Raw genomic sequence first — 26,773 nt, 5'->3', positions numbered from 1 at the left:
GGTCGTCAGCGCCGGCGTGCGGGTCTTGCAAGCAATCAGGAGCGGCGATGCATTCGGATACGAGGCGTCGCCGCAGCTTATCGTAGGTCGGGTGCTACACCGTCGGCCGCGCTGCTCACGGATCGCACCAACGGGTGTCGATCTCCTCGATCAAAACCGTATCGACATGGCCCGTTTGTGCCGAAGTCGTATTCACTGTGGATCAACCAATTCTCTCATCGATGCACGTGATGTTTTGCACCTTCCGAGAAAGGGGTCATCGATGTCGGACAACGTCGCTTCGGCGGCAACGGCCAGTATAATCGCGCGCCCAAAATTACCACGCTATCAATGCTCGATGGCGGGCTTTCTGCCGCAGCGATGCGCAGTGGGGCCAGGTTTTGATGTGAGGAGGATTGCTGATTAACTATTCTACCCGCTGGATGAGTCGCTGTTGCTGCGGCGGCCGCAATTCGCCATCCATTAATCTGGAAAGATGGGGCCAACGTAGCGGATCGCTCCCCGGGCAATCGACACAAATCAAGTCAAGCCTGCCCGTCGGAGCGATCGCGAAGCGGAACGGCCTTACACATAGGGGACAGCGGATCGGAGCAACGTTTCTCTGCATGTGCTACCCAGGATTTGTATCATGTTGGGCATCTTTAAGATGCGAAGAGTGTGAAGGGCCTTGACGGTCATCAATTGGTCGTTCGGGGGACCCTTGCCGCGCGAGTTTTGCGGCAGCCGGCTCGCTGCTCATCCCGATGCCGCTTGCGAGTCAAATTCACGATCGCATGCTGACGGCCGAGGCATATGGCAGTGATACCAACCGGTCAGCCGCCCCAAGCAATCGGCACCGCAATGCCGCTCTCCATTCCTGAAATTGATAGCGGTCAAGGCGTGCGCGCCTAGAAGCAGCTAGAAGACCCCATTCGACCCTGGATTGGTCATGCCTGGATTGGTCATGCGAGGTTTAGTGCAAGACATCGCTATTGTTTTCGCGCTCACTGTCGCGCCGCCGGCGATCGCCCAAGGCATGCACTACGAGTTGTTCCCCGAGCCGGACGTGGGGGACACCGCGTCCAACCGAACAGCCACGGCCTATGTGGTCGACAAGAAGGAAAATCAATTCTGGGTCTGTTCAGTGCGCTACAGCTATCGCGACCTTACGGCGAACAATGGTTCGTGCGTCAAGCTCGACACGACGATCGGCCGGCCGTCGCTGAACGAGACGTATGTGGCGCATGCCGTGACGGGCTCCGCGACGATCAATCCGTTCCTGCCGGTGATCTGGTTTATCGATCCCGCGAGCGGCGACGTCCAATTTTGCGACATCCGTCACGCGGGGCTATGCGTGAAAATGGGTCTGCAGTGAACGCAAGGGAATCATACCATGACTGTGACTGAGGCCACGCGCACCATCGTGCTCCCTTCAGGGGAGCATGTTCCAATGCTTGGCCAAGGGACTTGGCATATGGCCGAGAATCCGCTGAACCGGACCAACGAGATCAACGCGCTGCGCCTCGGGATCGATCTCGGCATGAGCCTGATCGATACGGCCGAAATGTATGCGGACGGCGGCGCCGAAAGACTCGTCGGCGAGGCTATCAAGGGCCGGCGAGACGAAGTCTTTCTGGTGAGCAAGCTGTTGCCTCAAAATGGTACCCGGCACGGTACGATGGCCGCTTGCGACCGAAGCCTGGCTCGGCTTCGAGTGAATGAGATCGACCTCTATCTTCTGCATTGGCGAGGGCTGATTCCTCTGGAAGAGACTCTCGACGCCTTCGAAACTCTGGTGGGCGCGGGCAAGATCCGGTACTGGGGTGTCAGCAATTTCGACCTCGATGACATGCAGGAACTCGTCGACTTGCCCGATGGTTCGAACGTCGTGGCCGATCAGGTGCTCTATAATCTCGAGCGCCGCGGGATCGAGTACGATCTTCTGCCCTGGTGCCAGCGCAGCGGTGTCCCCGTCATCGCCTACTCGCCGATCGAACAGGGCCGCATGCTGGGTCATGCGGCACTCTTGAAAATTGCGGCGCGTCTTGGCGTGACGCCGGCACAAGTGGCGCTGGCCTGGGTACTGCGCCAGGAGGGAGTTTGTGCGATACCGCAGTCGAGCAAGCCTGAGCATGTTCGCGAGAACCGTGGGGCGCTCGACGTTCGCCTGACGCCACGGGATCTAGCCGACCTCGACAAAGCCTTTCCGCCGCCAGACCGCAAGCAACCTCTTGCGTCGCATTGATTCGGGAGACATCGAACCATGAGCGAAGAGGCCCGCCACGTCGTTTGCCCGCATTGCACGAGAATCAACCGTTATCCGGCCAGGAAGGATGCGCGCCGGGCAAAATGCGGACACTGCCACCAACTCCTGTTTACGGGACATCCGACGCCGGCTTCCGCTAGCACCTTTGCGACCCACATCCAGCGCAACGACATTCCCGTCGTGGTCGATTTCTGGGCGGAGTGGTGTGGGCCCTGCAAGGCGATGGCACCGGTTCTCGAGCGAGTCGCTGGCGAGTTCGAACCTGAACTTCGCTTCCTGAAGGTCGACACCGAGGCGGAAGCAGAGTTATCGGCCCACTACAACATTCGAAGCATTCCAACCCTGATGCTATTCCATAAAGGGAATGTCGTCGCGCAACGTGCAGGCGCCATCCCCGCCGAGGCATTGCGCCAATGGTTGCGTCAGCACACACCCTCGGCAGCGTCCGCAGTCTGAGCCGCAGAGGGCGCTTCACGCGACCATCACGGTCTTGATGTTGACGAACTCCCGGATGCCGTAGGCGGACAATTCACGTCCATAGCCGCTTTCCTTGATGCCTCCAAACGGCAGTCTCGGATCAGAATGAACGTTGTCGTTGACAAAGACCATTCCCGCTTCGATCTCGGTTTCGGCGATTATTTCTCCACGCGCAAGATCGCCGGTGATCACGGCGCCACCAAGCCCAAACGCGGTGTCGTTCGCGACCGCAATCGCCTCGACCTCGCTTCGGGTCGGAATGATGGCCGCAACCGGGCCGAACAATTCCTCTTCATAAGCCGGCATGCCCTGGCTCACGTCGGTAATGACGGTCGGCGGATAGTAAGCGCCCGGATGATTCGGCACAGTCCCACCAAGAAGCAGGCGGGCGCCCTTCGCGACACTGGAGGTCACTTGCCGGTGTAGCGTGTCTCGCAAATCGTGCCGCGCCAGCGGGCCCATCTCTGTCCCATGCTCGAACGGGTCTCCCATTCTGGTCCGGCTCATCAGCTCAACAAAGCGTTTTTCGAAAGCCGGCCTGACTTTTTCGACCACAATGAATCGTTTGGCGGCAATGCAGCTCTGGCCCGAATTCACCAGGCGGCCCCTGGCGCAGATGGCGGCCGCCAAGTCGGGATCGGCGTCTTCGAGGACCAGATAGGGGTCGCTGCCGCCGAGCTCGAGCACTGTCTTTTTGAGCATGGCGCCGGCCTTGCTCGCGACCGCGCGCCCGGCGGCGCCGCTGCCGGTCAGAGTCACCGCGCGCACGAGCGGATGCTCGATCAGGGCCGCGACCTGCTTGCTTGCGATCATCAACGTGCGGAACAGGTTTTGGGGAAAGCCTGCGTCGCGAAAGATCTGTTCGATGGCGAGCGCGCAACCGGGCACGTTCGAGGCGTGCTTGAGCAATGCTGCATTGCCCGCCATCAGGCTCGGCGCTGCGAAGCGAAAGACCTGCCAGAATGGAAAATTCCAGGGCATGACCGCGAGAACCACGCCGATCGGATTGAACGCTACGAAAGTCGTGCGTGCCTCCGTCCGTATCGGTAGACGTGACAGGAAGTTCTCCGCGTTTTCAGCAAAGTACTCGCAAGCCTTGGCACATTTTTCGGCTTCTGCAACGCCTTCTTGCAAGGGCTTTCCCATCTCCTCCGCCATCAGCTTTGCATAGTCGCGCGCATTTCTGTTGAGGATGTCGGCGGCGTTGCGCATCAGCGAAGCGCGGTGGTCGAAACCGGTTCGGCGCCAGGCGAGATAATCCCGGTGAACCTTGCCGACGACGTCTTGCACGACCTCGGTCGGCCATTCATCATACGTTGCAAACGGCTCACCAGTGGTCGGGTTGATGGATTGAAATGTCATGGCTCATTGTCCTCACATCATGCTCGGCCAGGCGGCAGTCTTGGTCATCGCCAGCTTTGGTCGACGCACGGCTTGGGTTGTTCCCCTCGATCCTGGGCCAGCGATGGATAGTCGGTATATCCCTTCTCACCACCGCCGTAGTAGGTGCTGGGATCGTCGGTGTTGAGCTCCGCACTGAGGCGCAGACGCTCCGGCAGATCAGGGTTGGCAATGAATTTCCGGCCGAACGCGATCAGGTCGGCCCATCCCTCGCGCAGCCACCGCGCTCCGCTCTCGGCATCGAAGCCGCCTGCCGCGATCAGGGTTCCCTTGAATTTCTTGCGAACCAGCTTGGCCATGGCGAGCGCGCGCGGATCCGGGTCCTTTGCGTTCTGCATCTGCTCCAGAGCGGGATTGACCATATGCAGATAGGCGAGTTCGTATTCGCTCAGCCGTTCGGCGACATAACCAAACGTGGCTTCAGGGTTCTGGTCACCGATGTCGTTCAGTTTTCCCATCGGGGATATGCGCACGCCGATACGATCCGGTCCCCAGATCGGCGTCAGGGCCTCAACGATTTCGAACAGCAGGCGGGCGCGGTTTTCCACTGGGCCACCATAGGTGTCATTGCGTCGATTGGTGCCGCTCTCAATGAACTGATCGAGCAGATAGCCGTTCGCCGCATGAATCTCCACGCCGTCGAAATCGGCCGCCACCGCATTCTTTGCGGCGCGCACGTATTGCGCCACTACGTAGGGCATCTCCTCGATATCGAGAGCGCGGGGGCGTACAAAGGGAACGAGCGTGCCTTCGCCGCGCTCATTTTCGATGAAGGCCTTTCCAGCCGGGATAATGGCTGACGGAGCGACGGGCAGCATGTTGTCTGGCTGTAGCGCCGGATGTGAAATACGGCCGACGTGCCAGAGCTGGCAGAACATCAATCCTGCCGACTGATGCACCGCGTCGGTGATGCGCCGCCACGCCTCAACCTGCTCGCGGCTGTGGATGCCAGATGTCCAGGCATAGCCCTGACCCTGCATGGACACCTGCGTCGCCTCGCTGACAATCAGCGCGGCCGAGGCGCGCTGCGCATAGTAACAGGCCGCGAGCGAGCCCGGCACGTTGCCAGGCTGACGGGCACGCGAGCGCGTCAGCGGCGCCATCACCACGCGATGCGGCAGATTGAATGGACCAAGGCGGTAAGGCTGGAACAGCGGTCCGGCATCCCTCTCCCGGCTCGGTTCTTGCGTTGATATCGTGGTCACCATATCATCCATCGGGCTGCTCCTGGCAAAGGCAAATCTCGCTTGATGCTAGCCACGCGGAAGACGCTCCTCACTGACGGCCGTCAACCAAATGGCTCCGAGCCAAATCACGGCCAAGGGGCAAGAGTGTTGCGTCGCGTCAGCCGCCCGTCACGGCGAGCACGGCTTCTTTGATCTTGGCGAGTGCAAAGCGCCCGACCTGCCCCAAATCGACATGAGGCAGGTTGGGCATCTCGTCGGCGACCACCACGGCCTCCACGATCGCTGGTCCTTCGACGGTGAACGCCTCGGCCAGTGCCGACATCAGCTGCGCTGGAGTTCTGGCCACGAAGCCATGACCGCCGCAGGCGCGCGCCAGCGCGGCAAAGTCCGGATTGGGAAACTCGATTGCCCGACGGAACGGCACCAGACCGACGCTCTCGGCCTCCAACGTGATCAGGCCAAGCGCTGAATTGTTGTAGACGACAATCTTGACTGGCAGCTTGTGTTGGACTGCTGTGAGGAATTCGCCCATCAGCATGTTGAAGCCGCCGTCGCCAGTCATCGCGATCACCTGACGCGACCGATCCAGGGCCTGCACGCCGTTGGCCTGCCCAAGCGCTGTCCCGACGGCCGCATTGTTGAAGGAGCCGATGATCCGCTGCGTGCCGGTCTGGCGGATCCAGTTGGCCGACCACAGCGTATTCAACCCGGTATCGAGAACGAAGATCGCATCAGGGCGGGCGAGATCGCCGGCCGCGCGCGCTACCGCCTGTGGATGAAGATTGTCCTTGCTGCGCCGCAGGTCGGCCTGCTTGTCGAGCATCTCGTCCCATTTCCGACGCTCTTTCGTGACTAGGTCCCAGAACAGGCCGTCAGTTTTCGGAGCGACCTTGCCAAGCAACAGCGCCAGTGTCGGCCGCGCCGAGCCAGTGACGCCAAGCGTCGTCGGCGCGCGCCGGCCCAGTACCTGCGGCCGCTCGTCGATCTGAATCACTTTGTCCTGGTCGGGCAGGAAATTGGAGTAGGGGTAATCGGTGCCGACCATCAGCAAAAGCTCGCAATCCTGGACGGCTTCGTAGACCGGCTTGCTCCCGATCATGCCGAGCCCGCCCATCCAGCGGGGGTCGTCATAGGCCATCAACTCCTTGCCGCGAAGCGAATGGACGAGGGGTGCCCTGAGATGGTCCGAGAGGTTACGCAGTTCGTCGATGGCGCCGCGACAGCCGGCGCCGCACATGATCACGATGCGGTCGACGGCATCGATGCGGCGCGCCATCTCGGCAATGTCCTGCCCGCTCGCCGCAAATTCGGGCCGCCGTTTGAGCGTGGCGATGCTGGAGACGCTGCCTTCGGCTTTCGCGGCTAGCACGTCCTGGGGAAGCGTCAGATGCGCAACACCAGGCCCGGCATAGGCCGCGGCGATCGCCTGATGAATGACCGCGGGCGCTTGCGCCGCGGACGCGATGGTTTCGGTGTAAAGCGAGACGTCGCGAAACAAGAGATCGGGCTCGGTACTCTGGATGTAGTCGCTGCCATGGAACCTGCGCGGCATGTCACCCGAGAGCGCCAGCACGGGCGCATGGTCGCGGCAGGCCTCATAAAGACCGGCAACGAGATGGTTGCTGCCCGGGCCCGTTGTGCCCGCGCATACCGTGAGTTGTCCGGTAAGCTTGGCTTGTCCGGCGGCTGCCAGCGCCGCGCCTTCCTCGTGCCTGACTCCGATCCATTCGATCCTGCTGCGACGCACGGCGTCGGCAAGCGGATTGAGTGAGTCGCCGATCAAGCCGAAGATATGCCTGACGCCGATCTGCTCTAGCGTGCCAACCAGAACGTCCGCGACTGTCCTCGACATCTTGCGCTCCCTTATCGGCAACTCGCTTTTCCGGAGGATGAATAGCCATTTCGTGCCGCGACGAGGATGTATGTGCCTTGATAGGTGTCAACGTCACCTGCGGGTCTGACCTATAAAGCGGAGCACCAGGACAACTGGTCTGGCCACGATGCAGCCCAATGACACAATCACGCTGGTTGAGGCTTACGATACGATGCGGATCTTCGTAGAGGCTGTATGGCGTCGCGTGGACAGGCCTCAGGAGGAGGTCGCATTCTTGCTCGCCGGGTTGAAATGGGCCGACGGAGCGCCGGTCGATCCAGCCATGTGGCAGGACTGGCTGGCGGCGGTGCACAGCGCGACGAAAGAAGCAATCGACCGACCCTAGTCTATCCGACGCGGTCTGCATCACGTTTGGCCTCGGCCTCGCGTTGGACCTTGCCAAACGGCAGGCGTATCCCAGTCTCAGTGAGACCCTCGTTGCTGATCAGAAAACTGGCAGCGCACAAAGGGCGTTTGCTTGTCTCACCAAGAGCACTCGCTACTGGAGTTTATTGGGATGGTGGCGTTTCCGGACATATCAATTGATAGCCGTCAAGGTACGGCAGGGCATGACGATGTGAGAACGTGGCGGGTCTGTGATCTTACAAGGGCTCGCATGATGCTCACCACAATCTGTCGTCTCTACGATATTTACGTCAATGCCGACCGCATCATCCTCTTGTTGGAGGTTTCTGGTGTTCCGATTGCAGACACCAGCCTGATTTCCAACAATTGCGATATCTGGTACCGCGGCCAAGCGGGGCTTAACGTGGTGCCTTTGCGCAAGCAGGGCGAACACGGCAGCGCAGGACTGAGGATCGAGGGTGCAGCCGTCGGTGCTGTGATCGGCGCAAGCGCGGCAATTGCCGCGAGCTTTGTCACCATACTTGCCGTGCCAGAGGTCGGACCTGTGGTCGGGGCCGGCTGGCCCGCGGCGATGCTGGGCAGCATGGCGATCGGTGGGGCAAGCGGCAGCCTTCCGGGCGTGCTGACGAACGCAGGAATCAACGAAGAAGATGCGCACGTTCTGGTCGAGGGCGTGAGGCGCGGTGGAACGCTCGTGTCCACCCGGGTAGCGCGGGAAGATGCACCCCGCATCGAAGCGCTGATGAGCCGCAACGCGGTAGATCTTCGCCAGCGGAGTGGAATCTATCGTAAGGCCGGCTGGCTCGCCTTCGATCCCGACGCGGCGCTCTACACCGCCGATCAGGTCTGCTGCGAACGCGCTCTGCACGCCCGCCGAGCCGAGACGATCAAAAGCGATGTCGTATGGCACCCGCAGCAACGGAGCAAACTTCCAGGAGCGAGCTATGAGCTATTATGTCCCTAATGATCCCCGACCATCGTTCGGAATGGCGCCGGAAGCTCGTATCGAAGCCGGGCTGCGCCAGCACATGCAGCGCGTCTACGGCTATATGGCAGGTGGGCTGATAGTGACCGGTCTCGTCGCCTATGGCGCCGCCGTTTCCGGTTTCTATCAGGCCATTGCCGGCACGCCGCTGCTCTGGATCGTCATGCTGGCGCCGCTCGGTTTCGTGCTGGTTTTGAGCTTGGGGATCGAACGCATCAGTACCGGCACCGCGATCTTGCTGTTCTGGATCTACGCCGCCATCATGGGGCTATCGCTGGGCGGCATCTTTCTGGTCTTCACCGGAACTTCGATCGCACGCGTCTTTTTCATCACGGCCGCAACCTTCGGTGCACTGAGTCTCTACGGATTTACAACGGGTGCCGATCTCTCGAGGTTCGGGTCGTTTCTGTTCATGGGCCTGATCGGCATTGTGATCGCCTCGCTGGTGAACATCTTCATCAGATCGGACGCCGTCCAGTTCGTGATCTCGATCGTCGGCGTGATCCTGTTTGTGGGCCTCACCGCCTACGATACGCAGCGCATCAAAGCCATGTATCTGGAATCCGATACGGAGGAGTTGGCTGGCAAGAAGGCCGTGATTGGGGCGCTGGCGCTTTACCTCGACTTCATCAATCTCTTCATGCTGCTGCTGCAATTGTTCGGCCAGCGGCGTCAGAATTGATCCGGGAGCCGGCATAGATGGCGGCGCATTCCGATCGTGCTCGGTCGTTCTATTTCCTCGCTGATGACATGCCTGCTCGTGAGAGCCTACTCAGCCCGGTGCTGCGGGCTCTCAACCGCTGATCGGGACTATGCTCGCGATGATCCGACATTTATCGGCCTTAAGAAGAAAGTCCGGACGTTCGTTGACGGACGCCAATGCTGAAACGGCTGTGAATCACTAGGCTGGTGCTCCGATGGGTCCGAGACCAGCCAGAATGAGAGTCAGGAGATTCATCGCGGCAATAGCAGGTGGAGATCTTTGATGAAGAAGAACCTAATCACGATCGGGGTGGCCGCCACAGTTGCGGCGGGCGCTGCCATTTCCCCGACGGCCGCGCAGGCGCGATGGCATCGCGGCTTTCCCGTCGCTCCCGTTGTAGGTGGCCTGGCGGCCGGAGCATTGCTTGGCGCCGCCCTCGCTGCGCCGCATTATTACTATGGCTACGAGCCCGCCTACTACGGGCCGCGCTGCGTCTTCCGGCGTGAACGCTTCTGGGATGGATGGGGCTGGCATGTGCGCCGCGTCGAGGACTGCTACTGACACCCGGACACCGTTTGTCTCTTTGGCAGGAAACTTTCGATGATCAAAGACATCATCGTCAATCTGGAGCATGACGTTTCACGGGACCGGGCGCGCGATTTCGCGATCACAGTCGGGGAAACGTTCGACGCCCATATTGCAGGCGTGGCCTTTGCTTATGAACCGGAATTTCCAGGCTATGTGATGCTTGAGATTCCGCCCAATATCGTCGCGGCAATGGTGGAGGACAGCAAGAAAGCCGCCGAGGCGGCAATCAAGCGGTTCGACGAGGCCGCAAGACGGAGCCTGTTGTCGGCGGAACATCGTCTTGTGCGGACCGCAGGAGTGGAAGCTCCCACGTTGTTCGCAGCGCTCGCTCGGCGCTTCGATCTCAGCATATTCCTGCAGTCGAGCCCGGACGGGGCAGCCAATGACGATATAATCGAGAGCTCGCTGTTTGAGACGGGACGTCCGGTCGTCGTTGTGCCCTACATCCACAAGGACGGATTGAAGCTCGACCGCGTGGTGTGCTGCTGGGACGGCGGGCGAGCGGCAGCGCGGGCGATTAACGACGCGCTGCCGCTGCTGGCCAAGGCGGCCAAAGTCGATCTGCTGATCATCGAGAACGACAAGACCAAGAACGAAACCACCGAGATTCGCGGGGTCCAAATGGCAAGCCATTTGGCGCGCCACGACGTCAATGTCGAGATCGAGATCATCCCAGCGCCGGATATAGACGTAGCGGACGCGATCCTGTCTCACGTCGCGGATGAATCGGGAACCCTGATCGTGATGGGCGGCTACGGTCATGCCAAGCTCCGCGAGATCATTCTCGGCGGCGTCACCCGTGCCATCCTTAAGTCGATGACGGTTCCGGTCTTCATGTCGCACTGAATGCACCGTCAGCGATCCGCCGGCTCGGAGGTTTCATGCGGACCGGTCTATATGCATTCGCGATCGCCGCGGCGTTCCTGGGTGCGGCGATCTATATCGGCCTGGTGGAGCATCCGGCGCGGCTCAAGCTCGGCGCCCGTGCCATGATCCGCGAATGGGTGGTGAGCGATCACCGCGGCACGATCTTGCTGACCACTCTTTCGCTGCTTTCGGCGGCTCTCGCCTTCATCCAGTTTCGGATCAGCGGTGACGTGCGCTGGATTATCGGGGGGCTCGCGATCCTGACAAGCTGGCCCTATGAGTACTACGTGCTGGTCCCTTTGAGCATCTGGCTCTACGCCGTTCCGCCCGAAAGGGCATCTGCGCCGGCGCGCAAGTTGATGCGGGATTGGGGCGTGCTCGAATGGGGTTACGCCCTGATAGGGCTGGCCGCCTGCGGCGCATTTGCATGGGCGCTCCAGCCGTTACCGTGATTGACGGTCGTCAACGCTCTTCCGCAACGAAGCCGCGAATATTGCAAAAGCGTTTATCACCCATCGAGGACCCGATGCTTCACATTGATATTCCAACCATTGCGGACTTCAGGGACCTTGCACAGCTCAGAGTCCAGTCTTGTGTTTCCCTGTACATGCCGACGTCCCGCCTTGGCGAGAAGGCCGAATCCAACCGCACGTTGTTTAGGGATCTTGTGAAGGAGGCGCTCGCGCAGCTGAACGATTCCGGCACCGACAAGCGCGTCATCGAGGCGTTCCAAGGGCGCTTCGAGCAACTCGCCGGGGGCGAACGAGACCCGGAGCAGGACAAGGTCCGGCAGCGACAGCGGGCGAAGCCAGACGAGAGCCTTTCGTTCTGGCACCATCAGGCCAACGGGCTTGCGGTGCTTGCCGTCCCCGAAACGTTGCGAACCTTCCGGCTGGCGGAAGCGCCAAAGCCGCTGGCAGAGGTCGCGGATCGTTTCCATTTGACGCCCCTGCTGCGGTCGATGACCTCGCGGCACGATGCCTTCGTGCTTGCGCTGGCGGAAGAAAGCGTCCGGCTGATTCACGTCTTTGTCAATTTCCCGCCGTTGCGGGTACCGGTTCCGGGATTGGCGAAGAATGCGGAGGAAGCGACGCATCGTCCATCGTTTCACGTCCGAGCGCCGCGCGGACACCTGCAGAACCTCGAAGGCGAGAAAGTGCTCCTGCATCAATATGTGGAGAAAGTCGATCGCGCCGTCCGAGAAGCGCTACGCGGACATACGGCGCCGCTCATCCTCGCGGCCGTCGAGCCGCTGGCTTCCATGTTCCGCGTGGTCTGCGATTATCCGGGGCTGGCCGAGGAAGCCTTGGGAGGCAATCCAGATCGAATCACCGATGCCGAGATCGAGGATCGAGCAATCCCGATCCTCGATCGTCTCACTGCCCGGGAAGTCAGCGATTTGATCGCGCGATATGAGGAGCTGAAGCCGCGGCGCGCCACGACGGATGTTTCCTACGCAGCTCATGCGGCGACCGCGGGTGCGATCGAGCAACTACTTGTCGACTTCGATGCGGTGGTGCCGGGGCTCGTCAGCGATATTGACGGCAGCGTCACCTACGCCGCTTCCGATGATGCGGAAGTCTACAGCGTCGTCGACGAGGTGGCGCGGCGGGCGCTATGTACCGGGGCAAGGGTATTGGCGGCATCGCGAGAGGAACTGCCGGAGCGGGCGCCATTCACGGCGATCCTTCGCTATCAATTCCGTTGATCGCGGTCGGCTGACCCGTCTTCGGCTCGCTGTTCCGGTACCAGGACCGGTGGCTCGTCATAGCCCTTGCGGCTGCTGTAGAAGATCAGCGCCATCAATCCGATACCCACGATGAGCGAGAAGATCACGCCGAAGGCCATCGCGACATAGGCGGAGGTCGGAACATCCGCGTTATCGAACGTCAAACCCCGATAAGCCATGAAACCGGCACCTCCGAGCAGTAGCAACAACACTGCAATAACGACCCATCCGCCGACCTTCTTGGGAACCGAGATCGAATGTTTCATCTGTCGAATGATCCCGCGCGTGGAATGACTGCTAAGTCAGCCGTCATCTCGGCCGAATGCCAATGCATCCGCTGTCCGGATATTCTTGAGAAGGGAACGCAGGCCATGCAACTGATCAAGCAGGTGCAGGACGATGGCGATGCCTTCGTCGTTCACCCCAAAATCCACCTTGAGATCCTGGATGAATAGCGCCCGCGCGAGGTCCGCTTCCGAGAAATCGAACCCGGTTCTGACGCCCATCGGCAACAGCCATTCTGCTTCGATCCATGTGTTTACGACCTGCGGGTCGAGATGCGTTCGCTCGATCAACTGCCGCATTTCCATGTCCTATACTCCCATCGACTGCCGCGGACTTTCCTCCGCCGGCTGCCACCGGGCGACAAAGCCTTCGAGCTCCGGATCAGGTTTCTTGGGCAGCACAATCTTGAGCGTCACGTACTCGTCGCCCTTGCTCCCATCGGGACGAGGAACTCCGCGCCCCCTTAGCCGCAGCACGCGGCCGGTGTTCGACCATTTTGGCACCGTGGCTGCAATGGTGCCGCCAGGGGTCGGCACCGCGACCTTCGCGCCCACCACTGCTTCCTTGATTGAGATTGGCAGATCTAAATAGATGTCGTCGCCTTTGCGTTTGAAGTAAGCATGCGGGAGTACGCTGACCTCGATCAGCGCATCGCCCGGCGGGCCCCCGCTCGCAGCCGGCCGGCCCTTGCCCTTCAGCCGCAGGGTCTGTCCGTCCCGCGTTCCCGGCGGAATATTGACTTCTAGATTGCTGCCGTCGGGCAGGACCAGCGATTGCTTTCCACCATTGATGGCATCAAGGAACGAGAGTTCGAGATGATAGCGGACGTCCTGGCCACGCCTGCGGGCACGAGAGGAGCGTCCGAAGATTTCCGACAGGATATCCTCGCTGCTGGCGAAATCACCGAAATCGGCAAAACCGGAGGACGTGGTATAACCTGACCAGTTACCCTGATCGGCAAAATCTCGGTAGTAGCGCTGATGCGGCCGCTCGGTACCGGATGCGTCAATCTCGCCGCGGTCGAACTTTGCGCGTTTTTCAGGGTCGCTCAGGAGATCATAGGCGGCGGTAATCCCCTTGAATTTCTCTTCAGCGCTCGAGTTGCCGGGATTGAGGTCAGGGTGGTGCTTCTTGGCAAGACGTCGATAGGCCTTCTGGAGGTCGGCCTGGCTGACATCCTTTTTCACGCCCAGCGTCGCATAGGGATCTCCGGCCAAGGTCCGCTCCTGTCTCTACGCGCGCGGCTGCAAGGCCGCACAAACGCAACGTCATGGTTCCGTCGCCTGCGGTGGGGACGGCTGAGACTTCGCGACTGCAACGCGTGCCGGCCGCAGCAAGCGGTCGTGCAGCGAGTAGCCGTCCTCCAGCACCCCGACCACGCTGCGGGGTGGTTTGCCGGCTGCATCCACCTCAATGACGGCCTCGTGTCTCGCCGGATCGAATGGCGCATCAAGCGCATTGATCGGCTCTACGCCGAAACGCTTGAGGATTTTTGCGAGCAACTGATCGGTCGCTACGACCCCACTAACCAGGCCATCCGTCTCGGCCTTGGCCGGCTGCGCACCGCTTGCCTCGATCGCCCGATGGAGATTGTCAACAACCTCCAGCAATTCGCGGGCGAAATTGGCTATTGCATAGCGTTGCGCGTCCTCGGCGCGCCGCTCGGCCTGACGACGCGTGTTTTCGGTTTCTGCCAGCGCGCGCACCAACCGCTCTCGCAATGAAGCATTTTCGGCTGCCAGGTCTCTGGTACCCTGGTCGCCTTTCGTGTCATTGTTTGCGGCCTCGCTCGCCTGGTCCGGTTTGTTGTCGCGGACGATGACATTCGGGTCAGCCTGGTCAACGACTTTGGACTGTGCGGCCATCTCTTGCTCCCTCTTCGCGTGAGCGCGCCTCAGGTGCGGCGCATTTGGCATCACGAGGCTCTGCGATCGCTGGGATTGACTTCCTCAAACTCGGCGTCGACCACGTCATCGCCGCCGGAAGAGCTGCTCCCTTGCGGGCCCTGACCGCCCGCACCCTGCGAAGCCGCCCTGTTGAGTGCCTCCCCGATCTTGGCGGCGGCCTGCTGCAACCGCTGCGTCGCCTGCTGGATCGACGCGACATTTTCGGAATTCAGGCTCTGCCTCGCGTCGGCGATGGCCTGCTCGACCTGCTGCTTGACGTCGGCAGGAATCTTGCCCTCCGCATCCTTGAGCGCCTTCTCCGTGCTGTAGATCGCCGCATCGCACTGGTTGCGCGCTTCGACAAGCTCCTTGCGATGCTTGTCTTCTTCGGCGTGCGCCTCAGCCTCCTTGACCATCTTCTGGATGTCGGCCTCACTCAGGCCGCCGGATGCTTGGATCCGGATGCTCTGTTCCTTGCCGCTGGCCTTATCCTTCGCCGAGACGTTGACGATGCCGTTGGCGTCGATGTCGAATGTCACCTCGATTTGCGGAACACCGCGCGGCGCCGGCGGGATTCCGACCAGATCAAATTGCCCCAACAGCTTGTTGTCCGCCGCCATTTCGCGCTCGCCCTGGAAGACGCGTATGGTGACAGCGGTCTGGTTATCTTCTGCCGTCGAGAACACCTGACTCTTTTTGGTTGGAATTGTGGTGTTGCGATCGATTAGTTTCGTCATCACGCCGCCCAGGGTTTCGATACCGAGTGACAAGGGTGTGACGTCGAGCAGCAGGACGTCCTTGACGTCACCTTGCAGCACCCCGGCCTGGATCGCGGCGCCGATTGCGACGACTTCGTCCGGATTGACACCCTTGTGGGGTTCGCGGCCGAACAACTTCTGCACGGTATCCTGTACCTTCGGCATGCGCGTCTGGCCGCCGACCAGCACCACTTCGTTGATATCGGAGGCCTGCAGACCCGAATCCTTCAGAGCAGCCTGGCACGGTCCGATCGTTCGCTCGACCAAGTCATCGACGAGCGCCTCGAGCTTTGCCCGGGAAAGCTTTATGTTGAGATGTTTGGGCCCGTTCTGGTCGGCGGTAATGAACGGCAGATTAACGTCCGTCTGGGTCGCGCTGGAGAGCTCGATCTTGGCTTTCTCGGCCGCATCCTTGAGCCGCTGCAGCGCCAGGCGATCCTTTCGCAGGTCGATGCCGTTCTCCCTGCGGAACTCGTCGGCGAGATAGTCTATGATGCGCTTGTCGAAATCTTCGCCGCCGAGGAAAGTGTCGCCGTTGGTTGCCTTGACCTCGAACACACCGTCGCCGACTTCGAGAATGGATACGTCGAACGTGCCGCCGCCGAGATCGTACACGGCGATCTTGGCATTCCCTTTCTTGTCGAGGCCGTATGCAAGGGCAGCCGCCGTGGGCTCGTTGATGATGCGTAACACCTCGAGACCCGCGATCCGACCTGCATCCTTGGTTGCCTGGCGCTGGGCATCGTTGAAATAGGCGGGAACCGTAATGACGGCCTGGCTCACCTTGCTACCGAGATTGGCTTCCGCGGTTTCCTTCATCTTTGTGAGAATGAAGGCGCTGATCTGGCTTGGGCTATATTTCTTGCCTCTGACCTCGACCCAGGCATCGCCGTTGTCGCCAGGAACGATGTGGTAGGGCACCATGGTCTTGTCTTTTGCGGTAATCGGATCGTCGTAACGCCGGCCGATCAGGCGCTTAATGGCATAGATGGTATTTTCCGGATTGGTGATGCTCTGGCGCTTGGCCGGCTGTCCTACCAGCACCTCCCCATCATCCGTAAAGGCGACCATGGAAGGCGTCGTGCGCCCTCCCTCAGCATTCTCGATAACTCGCGCCTTGTTGCCTTCCATCACGGCGACACAGGAGTTTGTGGTTCCGAGATCAATCCCGATTGCTTTCGCCATAGCTACTCTCCTTCAACGTCCATTCGGTCGCCTTCTGCGCGCGCGGCAACGCCGCAATGCATTCCCGCGGGACGCGCACTTGGCGCGGAGGGGGCGCGCGCCAGACGCGTCCCGCGAGAAACCGCCCGCCGGGCCTCAGGCGGCTTGCTTCGTGGTTTGCTTTGCATCCTCCTTGACCTCGATCTTCTTCGGCTCCGGTTTGGCCGGTTTCGGGATCGTGATCTTCAGGACGCCGTTCGACATCACGGCTTCCACCTTCGAGGGGTCGACGCCGGCGGGCAGCTGCAGCACGCGCATGAACACGCCGTAGCTGCGCTCGCTGTGCTGGACATTCTTGTCCTTCTGGTCCTCCTCGATCTTCTTCTCGCCGCGAATCGTGAGGGTATCGTCCTCAATGGATATATCGATGTCCTTGCGCTCGAGGCCGGGCATCTCCGCGCTGACCTCGATTGCCTTGTCGGTTTCCGCTATGTCGATATTGGGGATGAGTTTCGCCGGCGCACCATTGGCACCCGTGCCCTGCGCGAATTCGTTGAAGAGGCGGTCGATTTCCCGATGCAGGCCGAACAATCCGAAGCCCGGTTGCATCAGCGCGCCGGTCTCACGAAAGGGGACAAGTGATGGTAGTCTCATGGAGCTCTCCGTTGCTGGTTGGTCTTGCTTGGATCTTGTCGTAGTCAGGTTGTGGTCAGGGGCTGACCACGATCCGGTCTTCGACGTGCGTCACACCGGGCGCCGACCAGGCAACACGCTCGGCTTCTTCTCGCTCAGTCCAGGAGCGGACGGTGCCCTTCAGGATCACCTCGCTGCCTTTTGCTTCGACCGTAATGCGATTGGCATCGACCTCAGCGCTGCGCTTAAATGCTTCCTGAATCTTGCGCTGAATGTCGGTAGGTTGCACCGCCGGCTTCAGCTGAATGACGTTGGTAACATCCTTCACGCCCTTGATCTTCCGCACCGCGTTTTCGGCTGTCGTCTTCTGGTATTGCCATTCGGCTGAGCCTTCGAGCGTGATCCAGCCGTCCTTGACGATCACCTTGATCTTGTCATGAGAGATCGGCAGTTGTGATTTCAACGCGGCAACCGCATCGCGTGCAATATCGGGATCGGGCCGCTGGTCGATTTCGGGGAGGCGCACCTCGATGTCGTTGGCAACGGCATGAACCCCGGCTACTCGCTTCGCGGCGGCTTCGGCCTCAAGGCGATCAGTGTAGCTACGGGTGAAGCCCGCTAGCGTAACGACGCCATCCTTGACCGAGACGGCGATGTTCTCGGCATTGAGATCAGGGGCCCATCGCAATTCTTCAAGAACGTCCCGTTCGATTTCGCTGTCAGACTTCATGATTGGCTCCATAGTGGACTGGGAGGAAGACAACTCGGCCGATGATCCCGCCGATTGAACATTGTAAGAAGGTCCGGAGCGGCGGCCATGACGACCATCAACTTCCGCGTCTCCTAGTTTCTTGGTTCTGCGAATGAGGTGGGAGCTGCACGGCGCCAAGCCGTTCGTCTCCAAGCCAGGGATCCGGCCGAAGCGCGTGTAGCGGAAGATCCTCGGTTGTTTTCGCCAGATCGATTTCGTGGATATGGACGGCTTGCGCGCCATGCCGAACCAGAATTTCCTGGGCGGCGGCTTCCATTTCAGGGGAGCGGACACGGACCCACATCACAAGACCATTCCATTCGGCGATATTCTCCAGGCCCATGTATCGCTCACGCAACAAGCGCCGCCGCACACGGAACACGGCGATGCCCGCTGCGGCAAGGCCGCACAGGACAGCCACAATAGCGATCAGCAGCGGCGCGAGCCCCCAAGCAACGAGCAATGCTGCAACAATGACGGCCGCCGCGCAGCCGGCGACACTTCCTGCAACGGCTTCGGCGCCGATCAGATCATCGCTGCCCGTGAACGGTTGCCGCGGGGCCGTCGGCAGGTCGGCGAGGTCGGCGGGTGGGATCACCTGATAGTTGAGGCGCCGTCCGAGCTCGTCGCTCGAGGCGCTAACATCGACGTCCGCTCGGTCGACGCCGGTCATCAGCAGGTCCTGGGCTGCGAGTTCGAGCGCCTTCTTGGAATGAAAGACGCCCGTGACTTCGCGGGTTCGCGTTCTGTCAAGAACGTCGTACGATGTTCCCGCCATCGTCGTGTTCCGCTTACGAAGTATAGTGGAACTCGGTGAGGTTCTTCAGCGCCTCTTTCGACGCGCCCGGCAGCGTGATCTTTTGTGCCTTGTCGTCAATCACGAGGCTTTCGTAAGGCACTGCTATGAGGTGTCCGCCGAGACCGAGGAAGCCGCCGACTTGCAAGATCGCGAAATTCAGCTGCTTCTTGTCGGAGATCACGTCGTCAAGGGTCCCGATTTTCTCGGATTTATCGTTGACAACGCTGTTGCCGAGCAGCTTGCTCATTCGATAACCCTGCCCCACGACCGCAAGGTCAACTTTTACAAGGGCAACTCCGGCCTGCGGCAGGGCCGGGCTCGCCGCGAAAGCAAGCATGGCCGCGAGACTGAGCCAGACAAGCGTATTGAGACTCGAACGGGGGTCTCGACGGCAGGATGCAGCAGAAGCCGCTTCGCGTTCGCGGTTCGAGTGTTGGAAGATGCTGAAGGCGATCATGACTCTCTCCTGACGTTGGGTTGGCTTTGGTTCATTACGCCAAGCGATACGCCAAGCGATCCGTGGGTTGCGCTGACCGTTGTCAATGGAATGCCTAACAAGGCGAGGCTCGCGCATTACTCAGACATGGCTGTCGGCGGTGATGCGCAACTGAATGGCGGAGACGAGCGAAGCAAAATCATAGGCGCCGTCGTGCCGCACGCCGTTGATGAAGAAAGCCGGCGTGCCGTTTACGCCGCTGCGCACGCCGCCCATGAAATCGCCGCGAACCTTGTTTCTGTACCGTCCCGTTGCGAGGGCGTCGCGCAGCTCGATTTCCGGAGGTCGAAGCTTCTCGGCGATCATGAATATGGTTGGGACGCTCAAAATGCTCTGATTCTCGAACAATGCGTCATGCATTTCCCAGAACAGGCCGGCAGCGCCCGCAAATTCTGCGCTCTCGGCAGCGATCCCGGCAATGGGATGCACCTCCGCTAGAGGGAAATGGCGAAAGACGAATCGCAGTGAGTCACGGAAATGGGCCTGCACCTGATTGACGATAGGATGGGCCATGCCGCAATGCGGGCACTGATAGTCGCCGTACTCGACCAGGGTGATAGCCGCGGGGCGACAGTGCCGGCACTCAGGATCGATGCCATCAGTTGTTCTCGCGTGAGCTTGATGCCGAGTTCTTTCCTAGCCGTGCAGCCCCAGAGCGTCACTGACTGCAGTCAATTTCCAGTTTCGGAAAGTAGAGCTGCGGCGCCGCGGCCGATTACGTAATTTTACGATACGCAAGTTTGCTGAATTGGTGGATCAGCGGCGCTATGAAAAGGTTGATATTGCCCGTAGGAACAACGCGAAACGGAAGAACAGAAAAAGGAAGGGCGCGGCCATGAAGGCGAAAACGCACGCTTCGGGCTACTACCGGCGGATGCTAGCCGTACAGGACCACGCGCTGAAGCGAGTGGATGAGCATGCCAAAATCCTGCTGTTTGCGAGGAACCAGGAAATTCCGATTGATTCGGAGCCGATGGCCCATTGGTACTACGTGATTTCGGGCGCGGTCCGGCGTTCCGCGATCCGTTCAGACGGGCGGCGGCAGATTCTGGACTTGATGCTGCCGGGCGATTTCTTCGTCGTCGTCAATAGAAACGACAATCTGACGGTTGAGGCGATCGCCGAGAACACGGCGCTGGCAAGTTACCCCGGTCAAAGGGTTGAGCAGCTGGCGCAACACGACACCGGGTTTGCCCGCGAGGTTCGCGATGTCGCGTTCCAGGCTCTGTCTCGAATTCAGGACCAGTTGCTGATTATCGGCGGCGTGACGGCCGTCGAAAAAGTGGGCTCATTCCTGCTTGCGCTGGCGAGCCGTTCGTCGGATGGCGCGGGTCAGGTCGTATTACCACTGACGCGCTACGACATCGCCGAGTATCTCGCAGTATCGGTCGAAACCGTTTGCCGCTCTTTCACGAGCCTGCAACAACGCGGGGCGATCAAGCTGGCGGGAAAACGCACGGTCAGGATCGTCAATCGAAATGTCTCGAGGAAGAAAGCGATAACGAATTCCTGCGGAAGCTCGGTGGCAGCAATTCCGGATTGACTCCGGTCCAGGCGAGCCCTTCAGGCTGGATGGCCACGAGCTTAGCCGCGCCATGATGCCGAGGCGCTGCCCCCTGCAAGCTGACGCATGATGCGCGCACGGCGGATCCCGATCGTGCGCACGCTGCGCCCGAGCTGGTGAGCGATCACCGTATTGGAACGACCGCCAATTAATCCTTCCAGGACTTCGCGTTCGCGCGGACTAAAGCTGTCGACGCGCCGCGTGGCATCGGCGATCCTTTCGGCACGAATAGATGCGTCTGCGCCGGCGAAGGCGGCCTCGATGGGCGCCTGGGTCTGAGGACCGATCAACGGCCGCCGCGGCGAAGGCCCTTTCGGGTAGGCGGGCCGCCTCGCGTTAAGGTGGTCCACCAGGGCTGACACCGCCAAGGCTGGTCACTCGCCGGGAAGCTTTAGCTGGATTATGCTTTGGTCCAGAAACTCTTCGCCATGCGCCTTCTAGGCATCACTAGCCAGACGGTCTTTGTGGCGGGCCGGGTTGGCTGTGTGTGCGTCATAAAAATGTACGTTATGCCGGGGTTCCCGCCGCATTGGGTGTGACCGCGTGCTGATGCCGAGAGCGGAGCTGGAACGACAGAATGATCAAAGAGATACCAAATACGAGCGCATAGGCGCCCATCCACCACGTGAGCACGACCGCAGCGATTAGCGGCATAGCGACCAGCAGCGCCCCGTAAATCAGCGAACACACTCCGCCGAGCACCAACCACCACCGTCCATGACTCGTGTTCAGGCGGAACCCGGCCGCCGCCATCAATCCACCCGAAATGATGGCCCATGAGGCGACTAAGAGCACGAACGCGACCACGGTGAGGCCGGGCCAGAGGAAGGCGGCGATGCCCACAGCGATGTTGAGGAGACCCTCGAAGATCAAGATGCCCCATTGATCCCGGCGGCGCATCGCACGGACCGCGGAAGCGATGCCTGCCGCTCCGTCAACCAGCATATAGGCCGAGAACAAGAGGACCAGGGACAACATGGTTGGTCCGGGAAACAACAGTGCAATCAAGCCAAACAAGACTCCGACGACGCCGCGAACCGTGAAGAGCCACCAGTTCCGCGCGAGCCCATCGCTGGCAGCGACGGATGAGGTATCAAAGGCTGAATTCATTGTGGTGCTGGCCATGGCATTCTCCCAACTCGCGACTGCTTTGTGTGATTACTTCGCCAACACCATAGCCCACCGGCCGCTAGCTGCGCCCTGACGACTGTCAACCCATTGGCCGTTTGTCCGAGTCAGAAGTGCAAAGTTGATGGCCATCAACTCCGCCAATGGCGGCGTGCGCGATGATAGTGGAGAGCTTTCGTTGAACCGCGATCGCAGCCCGTTTTGGCTGGTCAGACAAGTACTTTTCGAGCCGAGTGCGGGGATCATGCGGACCATCGCGCCTTGGGTCTCGTGATTGCTCGCTGTCAGGCGTGAGCGCGATGTCCTCACGGCAGTCGAGCGGGGCTCCCCGATTCTCCGTGAGGCCTGACCTATCTACGGCCACTTTGTTTGGCTGATGCTTACCGAACGTGATGGGCTTGCCCGCGGCTCTCCACGCTGCTGATAGATTGCGCGGAGCAGCAGTGCTTTCGCGGGCTCCATGAGTTGCAGGGAGGCGGACTTCCCGTTCCGTCTCGGTCGGCGCAGCTTCCAATGGCGGCTGAATACCTCGATACATGATGGCGCAACACGTCTAGGCAATCGCAGAAGCTCCGCGAGCAACTTGGTCAGCTTCACATTAAAAGCATCACGATGTGGGCCCGGCGTTCTCAGTGGCCGACATAAACCGGAAGCTTTGCGAGCGCAGTGCGGCTTGCGCCCGGCAGAACGGCATAGTCGTGCGAATCGTCCAGCTTGAATTGACGGAGTGGAACGGCCACGAGATGACCAAACAGGCCTGTCGAATCGTCTACCGCAACGACCACATAAATATTGCCGTCTTTGCCAAAGATGAAGTCGCTGATCCTTCCTATCCTGTCGCGCTTGTCGCCGACCACCGACCGGAGTTTGAGCGCGTCGGCACTATAGCCTGTGGAGACTTCCGCCGCCTCCAGAGGCGTCAGCCCGATCTCTTGTGCCGCCGCGTAATCGATCGGCTTTGAAAACGTTATGACGGCCAAGATGGCTACCAAGAGCAGCGGGAGTTGGAGCGGCTTCATCAAAGGTCCTTCCGCCTTCAAGATTACGCCAGGCCGCTTGCCGAGGCATTAGCGATCCTGCCGATCCTGGTTGCCGGCCGTCGACCCCGTGGTGGCTGGCTCGGTGATAATTTCGGATATCAGCTTGGTGTCGGGGTCGATGAGCAGGATACGGTCCGGGAGTTTGACGAAGAGCAGCTCTTTCGCCTCGGGGACTTGGTCACCGACGTTCTGCGGCATGGATTGCGCGGACATGGAATCCGGGACCTTGTCACCGACTTGCGGCTGCGCACCCGATGGCGCAGATTGCGACGGCGTGCTGGAGAGGCTGTTGCTGACCATCTGTTGCTGCGCCGGGTTCAGGTTCGCGTGAGCGTTGTTGCTCTGAGCGTCGTTCGCGCTCTGAGCCAGGGCGGCGCCGACACTGCCGAGAACGGCGAGTATCGCCCCAGAAGAGAGAAGTCGTTTCATCGTAGTCTCCTTGATTGTGAAGGATCCGAGCCTTTCCTTTCGGCGCGTCCCATCATTGAATGCGCGGCGCAGGGATCGAGCCTTGATCGTTGTCAGCCGTCGTCAGCATTTTTTTTGAGAGCCCGCCAGAGCGAGCAGCGCTTCGTGAGCGCCCTCAATGAAACGACCCTCACGCAGTCGGCCCAGCTGCCTGCCGTTTAAACTAATGTGCGATGAGCAGGGGGATCGGCGAACGGCGCAGGATCCGACTGGTCGTGCTGCCCGGCAACAATTCATGCAGGCGCGAGTGGCCGTAGCTGCCCATCACCAGGAAGTTTGCACCAAGCGCGCGGCATTCTGCGACCAGCACGTCGGCGGTCTCGTCTTCCTCGCCGACTGCGCGATATTTTACGGCATTTATACCATGATGGCGGAGGTGAAGCACGGCATCATTGGCCTTCAACGCGTCGGTGTCGGTTTGATGTTTACCTTGGATGACCAGCACGCCAACCTTGCTGGCTTGCTGCAGATAGGGCAGGGCTTCGGCGAGCGCCCGCGCCGACTCCCGGCTTCCGTTCCAGGCCACAATGGCGTTGTCCAGCGGCGTCAGTCCCTTCCAGTCGTCAGGAACCAGAAACAGATGACGCCCGGTTCCGTACAGAAGATTTTCGATCAGCTCTTCCGGTTCCTTGGCTCGGCCGTTCGGGCGGAGAGCCACGAAGGCGTCGCCAGTACGCGCCACGAGCAGAGCGGCATCGGGAATGTCAGTATCGCTGCCTACGTCAAACCGGCGCAGGTTGGTTGGCCGTTCAAGCCGTGTGAGGCGCTGAAACACTATGGTTTCAGAAGCGTCACCGGCTTCCTTGGCGGCGCGCAGCCCTTTGGCGTCGACACCATCGAGCCCGTCCCGGATGTGCGACGACAGAACGTTAAAAAATAGCCCGGTGATATGGCTGTCGAAGATTTCGGCGATCTGGTTGGCGGCTGCCAGACGTGCATCGTCCCCAGACGTTCCATCCAGCTGAACCATGACGTCCTTGATCGTCGTCATTGGCGACCTCACACCTTGATATCGAGTTCGAATGACTTGATCAGAGCTGTCGACAGTGCGACTGGATCAACTGTGACTACGCGAAATGTGTGGAGTTTGCCGTCCTGTCCGGTGATCGAGACGTACTCGCCCGGAAAAAATGCGTGTGTGCCGAACTTGTATCCGGCCTCGTCATCGTCATCGTCGACGGAACTGTAGGTAAAAACCCAGCGACCGTGCTCGGCCCCGCCAGGCTTGTGGACGAGATAACCGATCTCGTCGTCTTCGCCTTCCCAAAATCGCCGAACGCGACAGTAGCCCCGATACTTTCTCCACCGCACCGGGTCGATGTGCCCTTGTCGATCGAGGGGTGCGATAAAATCATATCCATGGCGCGACGAGCCGTCGGGAAAATCCCTGGAGCGGGCAAGAGTCAGCAGGATGCGGTCGAGGTCAGATAGTTCAACCAACGCTTCCATGATGCGATCCCTGATATTTCATTCGAGCAACCAGCCTCGGACCGGCGGAGAACACTATGACAGTTGTCAAATCAACACGCGTTAATTGCGGGACTATCCTCGCAGGCTCCCTCGTCCCTGGAACGGCGGGCGGTGTGCGGCGGCGCTGACAGTTGATGGCCGTCAACGTGTGCTGGGGCATCCGTTGTAGCCTCGGGGCAAGAGGATCGTCAGGTATTATGCAACTTCATGAATTCATACCGAGCGATGACGGCGGCGAACTTCGGGCGATCGGGAAGTTAGAGCCGGCTTTCGATTCAGGCGCCCGGGCCGTCGCCCAAGCCGCGATTGCGATCGCAGTAATTCTTTTGGCGCTCTGGGTCGCGCGCGAGTTCCTGGTGGCGCTGACTTGGGCAGCGTTGATCGCCATCACAACCTGGCCGGTCTACATTCGTTTCGCGCAACTGATCTCTGGTCGTCGTTCGTCATTTTTGGCGCCGTTGCTCTTTACGCTCCTGACCGGTCTTGTTCTGCTTGTGCCCGTGATCTTGGCGGCTCATCAGATCGCACAGGGAAGCGACGCCTTCATACGCGCGCTCAACCGTCTGCGTGAGAGTGGAATTGCAGTCCCGGGCTGGCTCGCGCAGCTGCCTATCGCCGGCCAGTATCTCGATCGCTGGTGGCGCACCAACCTCAGCAATCCCGATGTTCTGGTGGGATGGCTTCACGGTGTGAATATCGAAAATATCACGTCTTGGACCGGCGCGCTCGGGGGCGCGTTGGTGCATCGTCTGCTTCTTTTTACAATTACGTTGATCGCACTGTTTCTAGTGCTCCGCGATGGCGTCTGGCTGGCAGATCGCGTACTGACCACCGCTGGCGGCCTACTCGGAGATCCCGGGACACGCTTGATAAGCAGGATCGCCGATGCAATCCGCGCCACCGTGAACGGGACGATGGCGGCTGCGATCTTGAAAGGCGCCGCCAACGGTATCGCGTATGTCGCGATGGGAGTGCCGCATCCGCTTCTGTTCGCGGTTTTGACGACGGCGTTGGCGATGGTGCCTCTTGGCGCATGGATCGCGCTCACCACGGCTGCACTCATATTGGCTGCTCACAGCGGTACGTTGCTGGCGCCAGCGGGCCTGTTTGTTTTCGGCGCAGCGATCCTGCTGATCGGTGACAATTTCATTCACCCGGCACTGATCGGGGGTACTGCGCAGTTGCCCTTCCTGTTGGTGCTGATCGGAATTCTCGGCGGGATGCAATCGTTCGGATTGATCGGTCTCTTTCTTGGTCCGGTGATTATGGCGGCTCTGCTCACCGTGTGGCGTGAATGGATCGGCGTCGGGAATTGATGATCGAATAGCTTGTCGAAGCACTCATCGTTTGGGTTCTACTGTTTCCGGTGTCCGCAACCCCCCGCAACTAAACCCGAATAAGAAAAGGACCGCACGGCCTGCGCCGGCGGTCCAAGTCAGGGAGGAAACGCCCGAGGAGGGCAGCGACAAAGGGATTGCCGCCAGCTTAGTCTTGCAAGTCAGAGTGCCACGTGCATTGACGGGGCTCAATTTCTGGTCGGTTTTGATTTCGCGCGGACGCATCACGACCGCGGCGGACGACGACGTCGGGCGTCTATCGTGTCAAGCCTCCAGCTTGATCGATTGCCTTGTTCAAGGAGGCATGCTCCCGCGAGCCTGTTAGCCTCCGCGCAACATGGTCGCGCGTCTCCGGCCCGGTCCTTCAGAGACGCGGCTATTCCGAGATCGAATTTGATTGATGAGCCGTCGCCGATTCGGCCCAAGTCAGGGGCCGCGCACGACATGGTGTCGCGTCTAGATCCTCCGCAATTGTCCGATTTGAACATACCGGTTCGCGACGGCGAGATTGGCTATCACCCGGTGCTTCAGTTGATGCCGCCACGGGCCGTCCGAGTGCCGGGAATCAATGAC

General features: G+C 60.4%; 31 protein-coding genes. 12 read left to right on the top strand and 19 right to left on the bottom strand.

Annotation, left to right across the window (positions count from 1 at the left end):
* The first annotated feature begins 928 nt into the window (after positions 1–928).
* The 3 genes from CK489_RS03180 to trxC are packed head-to-tail and all read left to right on the top strand — an operon-like array spanning position 929 to position 2,701.
* Positions 929–1,354, top strand: a complete 426-nt coding sequence (locus CK489_RS03180) for a hypothetical protein (protein WP_143278089.1) — start codon at positions 929–931, stop codon at positions 1,352–1,354.
* Between the two features lie 24 nt (positions 1,355–1,378).
* The gene (locus tag CK489_RS03175; protein ID WP_430649133.1) at positions 1,379–2,224 is read left to right on the top strand and encodes an aldo/keto reductase; all 846 of its coding nucleotides are present in this window, start codon (positions 1,379–1,381) and stop codon (positions 2,222–2,224) included.
* Positions 2,225–2,242: 18 nt separating this feature from the next.
* Complete coding sequence (gene trxC, locus CK489_RS03170) at positions 2,243–2,701, top strand: thioredoxin TrxC (RefSeq protein WP_050625916.1); 459 nt, start codon at positions 2,243–2,245, stop codon at positions 2,699–2,701.
* A 15-nt stretch (positions 2,702–2,716) separates the two neighbouring features.
* On the opposite strand, the gene CK489_RS03165 is transcribed toward trxC, so the two are convergent.
* The 3 genes from CK489_RS03165 to CK489_RS03155 form a co-directional block, all read right to left on the bottom strand.
* Entirely contained in the window at positions 2,717–4,084 is a 1,368-nt protein-coding gene (locus CK489_RS03165) for an NAD-dependent succinate-semialdehyde dehydrogenase (RefSeq protein WP_095731286.1), read from the bottom strand.
* Positions 4,085–4,128: 44 nt separating this feature from the next.
* On the bottom strand, positions 4,129–5,331 hold the full coding sequence (locus CK489_RS03160; RefSeq protein WP_198960860.1) for an alkene reductase: 1,203 nt from the start codon (positions 5,329–5,331) through the stop codon (positions 4,129–4,131).
* Positions 5,332–5,467: 136 nt separating this feature from the next.
* Entirely contained in the window at positions 5,468–7,162 is a 1,695-nt protein-coding gene (locus CK489_RS03155; protein ID WP_095731284.1) for a thiamine pyrophosphate-dependent enzyme, read from the bottom strand.
* A gap of 148 nt (positions 7,163–7,310) precedes the next feature.
* Here CK489_RS03155 and CK489_RS41210 point away from each other — a divergent pair, with 148 nt between their 5' ends.
* From CK489_RS41210 to CK489_RS03120, 7 genes are all read left to right on the top strand, one after another.
* The gene (locus tag CK489_RS41210; RefSeq protein WP_095731283.1) at positions 7,311–7,529 is read left to right on the top strand and encodes a hypothetical protein; all 219 of its coding nucleotides are present in this window, start codon (positions 7,311–7,313) and stop codon (positions 7,527–7,529) included.
* A 270-nt stretch (positions 7,530–7,799) separates the two neighbouring features.
* Positions 7,800–8,513, top strand: a complete 714-nt coding sequence (locus CK489_RS03145; protein ID WP_095731282.1) for a hypothetical protein — start codon at positions 7,800–7,802, stop codon at positions 8,511–8,513.
* Positions 8,494–9,216 (top strand): Bax inhibitor-1/YccA family protein, encoded by a 723-nt coding sequence (locus CK489_RS03140; protein WP_095731281.1) that lies wholly within the window; start codon positions 8,494–8,496, stop codon positions 9,214–9,216. The genes CK489_RS03145 and CK489_RS03140 overlap by 20 nt, the downstream gene beginning before the upstream one ends.
* Positions 9,217–9,519: 303 nt before the next feature.
* Complete coding sequence (locus CK489_RS03135; protein ID WP_095731280.1) at positions 9,520–9,798, top strand: hypothetical protein; 279 nt, start codon at positions 9,520–9,522, stop codon at positions 9,796–9,798.
* A 39-nt stretch (positions 9,799–9,837) separates the two neighbouring features.
* Positions 9,838–10,671 (top strand): universal stress protein, encoded by an 834-nt coding sequence (locus tag CK489_RS03130; RefSeq protein ID WP_095731279.1) that lies wholly within the window; start codon positions 9,838–9,840, stop codon positions 10,669–10,671.
* A 35-nt stretch (positions 10,672–10,706) separates the two neighbouring features.
* The gene (locus CK489_RS03125) at positions 10,707–11,144 is read left to right on the top strand and encodes a DUF1772 domain-containing protein (protein ID WP_050625909.1); all 438 of its coding nucleotides are present in this window, start codon (positions 10,707–10,709) and stop codon (positions 11,142–11,144) included.
* 74 nt (positions 11,145–11,218) lie between these two features.
* Positions 11,219–12,400: a baeRF11 domain-containing protein gene (locus CK489_RS03120; RefSeq protein WP_143278088.1), complete on the top strand. Its 1,182-nt coding sequence runs from the start codon at positions 11,219–11,221 to the stop codon at positions 12,398–12,400.
* On the opposite strand, the gene CK489_RS03115 is transcribed toward CK489_RS03120, so the two are convergent.
* From CK489_RS03115 to CK489_RS03070, 10 genes are all read right to left on the bottom strand, one after another.
* Entirely contained in the window at positions 12,388–12,687 is a 300-nt protein-coding gene (locus CK489_RS03115; protein WP_050625907.1) for a hypothetical protein, read from the bottom strand. The two genes, CK489_RS03120 and CK489_RS03115, sit on opposite strands and share 13 nt — an antisense overlap.
* Before the next feature lie 36 nt (positions 12,688–12,723).
* Positions 12,724–13,011: a chaperone modulator CbpM gene (locus tag CK489_RS03110; protein ID WP_050625906.1), complete on the bottom strand. Its 288-nt coding sequence runs from the start codon at positions 13,009–13,011 to the stop codon at positions 12,724–12,726.
* Between the two features lie 3 nt (positions 13,012–13,014).
* The gene (locus CK489_RS03105) at positions 13,015–13,923 is read right to left on the bottom strand and encodes a DnaJ C-terminal domain-containing protein (protein WP_095731277.1); all 909 of its coding nucleotides are present in this window, start codon (positions 13,921–13,923) and stop codon (positions 13,015–13,017) included.
* Positions 13,924–13,974: 51 nt separating this feature from the next.
* Positions 13,975–14,571: a nucleotide exchange factor GrpE gene (locus CK489_RS03100; RefSeq protein ID WP_158226401.1), complete on the bottom strand. Its 597-nt coding sequence runs from the start codon at positions 14,569–14,571 to the stop codon at positions 13,975–13,977.
* A gap of 50 nt (positions 14,572–14,621) precedes the next feature.
* Positions 14,622–16,535 carry a molecular chaperone DnaK gene (gene dnaK / locus CK489_RS03095; RefSeq protein WP_050625903.1) on the bottom strand — a complete coding sequence of 638 codons (1,914 nt, stop codon included), beginning with the start codon at positions 16,533–16,535 and terminating at the stop codon, positions 14,622–14,624.
* A gap of 135 nt (positions 16,536–16,670) precedes the next feature.
* Positions 16,671–17,168, bottom strand: a complete 498-nt coding sequence (locus CK489_RS03090; RefSeq protein ID WP_245350238.1) for an Hsp20/alpha crystallin family protein — start codon at positions 17,166–17,168, stop codon at positions 16,671–16,673.
* A 55-nt stretch (positions 17,169–17,223) separates the two neighbouring features.
* Positions 17,224–17,877: a BON domain-containing protein gene (locus CK489_RS03085; protein WP_050626094.1), complete on the bottom strand. Its 654-nt coding sequence runs from the start codon at positions 17,875–17,877 to the stop codon at positions 17,224–17,226.
* Positions 17,878–17,974: 97 nt separating this feature from the next.
* The gene (locus tag CK489_RS03080) at positions 17,975–18,676 is read right to left on the bottom strand and encodes a hypothetical protein (protein WP_050625901.1); all 702 of its coding nucleotides are present in this window, start codon (positions 18,674–18,676) and stop codon (positions 17,975–17,977) included.
* Positions 18,677–18,689: 13 nt separating this feature from the next.
* Entirely contained in the window at positions 18,690–19,154 is a 465-nt protein-coding gene (locus CK489_RS03075; protein ID WP_095731274.1) for a PRC-barrel domain-containing protein, read from the bottom strand.
* A 120-nt stretch (positions 19,155–19,274) separates the two neighbouring features.
* The gene (locus CK489_RS03070; RefSeq protein ID WP_245350237.1) at positions 19,275–19,706 is read right to left on the bottom strand and encodes a DsbA family protein; all 432 of its coding nucleotides are present in this window, start codon (positions 19,704–19,706) and stop codon (positions 19,275–19,277) included.
* A gap of 322 nt (positions 19,707–20,028) precedes the next feature.
* On the opposite strand from CK489_RS03070, the gene CK489_RS03065 reads away from it, so the two are divergent.
* A complete protein-coding gene (locus tag CK489_RS03065; protein ID WP_143278087.1) occupies positions 20,029–20,736 on the top strand; it encodes a helix-turn-helix domain-containing protein in 708 nt (235 codons plus the stop codon).
* A 41-nt stretch (positions 20,737–20,777) separates the two neighbouring features.
* Here the strand turns inward: CK489_RS03065 and CK489_RS03060 are convergent, their stop codons facing one another.
* From CK489_RS03060 to CK489_RS03035, 6 genes are all read right to left on the bottom strand, one after another.
* Positions 20,778–21,119, bottom strand: coding sequence for a LuxR C-terminal-related transcriptional regulator (locus CK489_RS03060; RefSeq protein WP_245350282.1), 342 nt, complete (start codon positions 21,117–21,119; stop codon positions 20,778–20,780).
* 145 nt (positions 21,120–21,264) lie between these two features.
* Positions 21,265–21,882 (bottom strand): HdeD family acid-resistance protein, encoded by a 618-nt coding sequence (locus CK489_RS03055; protein WP_095731270.1) that lies wholly within the window; start codon positions 21,880–21,882, stop codon positions 21,265–21,267.
* Between the two features lie 632 nt (positions 21,883–22,514).
* Positions 22,515–22,904: a PRC-barrel domain-containing protein gene (locus CK489_RS03050; RefSeq protein WP_095731269.1), complete on the bottom strand. Its 390-nt coding sequence runs from the start codon at positions 22,902–22,904 to the stop codon at positions 22,515–22,517.
* Positions 22,905–22,952: 48 nt separating this feature from the next.
* Complete coding sequence (locus CK489_RS03045; protein WP_095731268.1) at positions 22,953–23,354, bottom strand: hypothetical protein; 402 nt, start codon at positions 23,352–23,354, stop codon at positions 22,953–22,955.
* A 202-nt stretch (positions 23,355–23,556) separates the two neighbouring features.
* A complete protein-coding gene (locus tag CK489_RS03040) occupies positions 23,557–24,384 on the bottom strand; it encodes a universal stress protein (RefSeq protein WP_095731267.1) in 828 nt (275 codons plus the stop codon).
* Positions 24,385–24,392: 8 nt separating this feature from the next.
* Positions 24,393–24,842: an LSm family protein gene (locus tag CK489_RS03035; RefSeq protein ID WP_050625893.1), complete on the bottom strand. Its 450-nt coding sequence runs from the start codon at positions 24,840–24,842 to the stop codon at positions 24,393–24,395.
* Positions 24,843–24,997: 155 nt separating this feature from the next.
* Between CK489_RS03035 and CK489_RS03030 the strand changes: the two genes are divergently transcribed.
* Positions 24,998–26,179: an AI-2E family transporter gene (locus CK489_RS03030; RefSeq protein ID WP_095731266.1), complete on the top strand. Its 1,182-nt coding sequence runs from the start codon at positions 24,998–25,000 to the stop codon at positions 26,177–26,179.
* Positions 26,180–26,773 lie beyond the last annotated feature (594 nt).

The organism is Bradyrhizobium sp. UFLA03-84 (genome assembly GCF_002289535.1).
Taxonomy (GTDB): domain Bacteria; phylum Pseudomonadota; class Alphaproteobacteria; order Rhizobiales; family Xanthobacteraceae; genus Bradyrhizobium; species Bradyrhizobium viridifuturi.
This window is presented reverse-complemented; position numbering and strand designations above follow the sequence as displayed.